This window comes from Streptomyces tricolor (genome assembly GCF_002155905.1).
Classification (GTDB): domain Bacteria; phylum Actinomycetota; class Actinomycetes; order Streptomycetales; family Streptomycetaceae; genus Streptomyces; species Streptomyces tricolor.
The window spans coordinates 1-2,600 of the sequence record NZ_MUMF01000785.1; the positions used below are offsets into that span (position 1 = coordinate 1).

General features: G+C 72.8%; 3 protein-coding genes. 2 read left to right on the forward strand and 1 reads right to left on the reverse strand.

The genetic code is table 11. The features are described 5' to 3' along the window. Together CCN44_RS39475 and CCN44_RS39480 are read left to right on the forward strand one after the other, a co-directional pair. Positions 1 to 710, forward strand: a 710-nt coding sequence (locus CCN44_RS39475; protein ID WP_158103212.1) for an aromatic amino acid lyase, incomplete at its 5' end; no start/stop codon positions are given. 129 nt (positions 711 to 839) lie between these two features. Beyond that, a complete protein-coding gene (locus CCN44_RS39480; protein ID WP_086703908.1) occupies positions 840 to 1,742 on the forward strand; it encodes an EamA family transporter in 903 nt (300 codons plus the stop codon). 124 nt (positions 1,743 to 1,866) lie between these two features. Here CCN44_RS39480 and CCN44_RS39485 read toward each other — a convergent pair whose 3' ends face one another. After that, on the reverse strand, positions 1,867 to 2,322 hold the full coding sequence (locus CCN44_RS39485) for a tellurite resistance TerB family protein (RefSeq protein ID WP_059253563.1): 456 nt from the start codon (positions 2,320 to 2,322) through the stop codon (positions 1,867 to 1,869). Positions 2,323 to 2,600: the final 278 nt, after the last annotated feature.

Consider the following 2,600-nt stretch of genomic DNA (forward strand, 5'->3'; position numbering starts at 1 on the left):
CTGGATCCGGCGGTCCGACGGCGCCCGGGCCCCTGTCGTCGGACCGCCGGATCCAGGACCCGTACGGCTTCCGCGCGTTCCCGCAGGTGCACGGCGCCGCCCTGGACGCCTCGGCCGCGCTGCGCCGGATCGTGGAGGTGGAGATCAACTGCCCCACCGAGAACCCCGTCCTGACCTCCGACGGCCGGCTCCACCACCACGGCGGCTTCTTCGCCGCCCCGCTCGCCCTGGCCCTGGACGGCCTGAACCTGGCCCTGCTGAAGACCGCGCAGCTCTCCGCCGCGCGCCTGTCCGCGCTGAGCCGCCCCGACCTCACCGGGCTGCCCGCCTTCCTCGCCACCGGCCCGGCCGGCAGCTCCGGCACGATGATCCTGGAGTACACCGCCAACTCGGCGCTCGCCGAGCTGCGTTCGAGTGCCGCGGCACCGGCCTCGGCCGGACACGCCGTACTCTCCCACGGGCTGGAGGAGGCCGCAGGCTTCGCCGGACAGGCGGCCCGCCAGACGGCACGCGCCGGCACCGCCTACGCCACCGTCCTCGCCTGCGAACTCGTCGTCGCCGTCCGGGCTTTGCGCCTCCACCGCGCACCACCGGCCGGCCCGGTCTTCTCCCTCGCCGCCTCCGCGCTCCCCGCCGACCCGGAGGACCGCCCGCTGACGGGAGACATCGCGACGGCGACCGAACTGCTGCCCCGCCTCGCGGAGTTGTGACCGATCCGCCGGACCGGCACGGACCTCGGCGCGGACCGGCCGCCCGGTCGGTGCGGCGGCGGTGCGGATGCCGCCGGAAAATCAGGTGACGCGCGGTGCCCGGTCGTCGACAATCCACGCGTGGCCACCATGAGCGTCGACGGGACCGATCGCGGTCCGACTCCCCGGTTCTCCCTGGCCGCGTCGGCCGGGCACGCCTTCGGCGCGATCCCGCCGCCGGCGCTGGTGCTGCTCGGCATCGTCAGCGTTCAGATCGGCTCGGCGTTGGCCAAGTACCTGTTCGGCGCGGTGGGCAGCTTCGGGACCGTCGCGTTGCGCCTGCTCTTCGCGGCGGCGGTGCTGATGCTCATGTGGCGGCCGTCGCTGCGCATGGACCGCCGCACGTGGACCGTCGTGCTCGGCTACGGCGTGACGCTCGGCCTGATGAACCTGTGCTTCTACCTGTCGCTGGCCCGGATCCCGCTGGGGATCGCGGTGACCGTCGAGTTCCTCGGGCCGCTGGTGGTGGCCCTGGCCGGGTCGAGGCGATGGCTGGACGTCCTCTGGGCCGTGCTCGCGGCAGGCGGTGTGGTCCTGCTGATGGAGGGAAGCGGCGACCTCGACCTCCTCGGCCTGCTGTTCGCCCTCGCCGCGGGCACCTGCTGGGGCCTGTACATCCTGGTCGGCGCGGCACTGGGCCGCCACACCACCGAAGGCAACGGTCTGGCCCTGGGCATGGCCGTGGCGGCACTGGTGGCCGTGCCGTTCGGCGTGGCCGAGAGCGGAACGGCGCTGATGCAGCCGTGGGTCCTGGTCGCCGGGCTCGGCGTGGCGCTGATGTCGTCGGTGATCCCGTACTCGCTGGACCTGGAAGCGCTCCGCAGGATGCCACCGCGCGTGTTCGGCATCCTGATGAGCCTCGAACCGGCGATGGCGGCCCTCATCGGCCTCATCGTGCTCCAGGAGTCGCTGCACTGGTCGCAGTGGATCGCGGTGCTGTGCGTGGTGGCCGCCTCGGCGGGCGCCGCCCGCGGCACCTCCCCGGAAGCCTGACCGCCGACGGCGGAAGCCGCCCCGTACGGCGGCTCGCCCCACCCGGCCGTCCGGGTGCGGGGCGTGGACGAGGGCACCGTCGGGATCGTCGCGCATGCCCCCGTCCTCGCGCTCGCCGGGATGCTCAGAGGTCGAACTCGTGCGGCGGCAGGTCCAGCGTGTAGCACGCCTCGCGCACCACGGCCCGCTCGTCCTTGTCGAAGTCGCCGTCCGCGCCGCCGATGACGATGCCGATCTGCACGACGGCCCGTGCCTCGGCCGGCTTCTTCTTCGCCTTGGCGATCTCCTGCAGCACGCTGACCTTGCCGAAGGCGAAGTCCGTCGTCAGCTTGTCCAGGTTCTCCTCGAAACGGCGGCGGAGGTCGTCCGCCGGGAAGTTCTGCAACACCTCGTTCGTGGCGATGAGCTGGGCCACCCGCTGCCGCTCCGAGGGATCCACCGTGCCGTCGGCGGCGGCCACGAGCGCGCACATCGCCATGCTCGCGTCCCGGAACGCGCCGCTCTTCAGGTCGTTCTTCTTCGCCAGCAACTGGGTCTGCATCTGCGACGCCGACTCCTTGATGCGGTCCCACAGGGCCATGTCCACTCCTCGTCACGGCCGCCTGATGCTCCGACGGCACCCGGGCGGCGATTTCTACAGCCGTGTAAAAGATAGCTTCTACAGTGATGTAGAAACGAACGGGGTGGCCGGGGAGTTCCGTGGGCCGCGACCGGGCCGTCGCGAGGCTCCGCCGGCCGCCCCGTCAGCCCTCGTCCCCTTCGCCCTCCTCTCCCTCGAAGAAGCCCCCGATCGCGTCGACGACTTCCGCGGCCACCACGCCGCCCGCCGTGCCCGCGTCGAGGCCCGCCGTGCCCGCG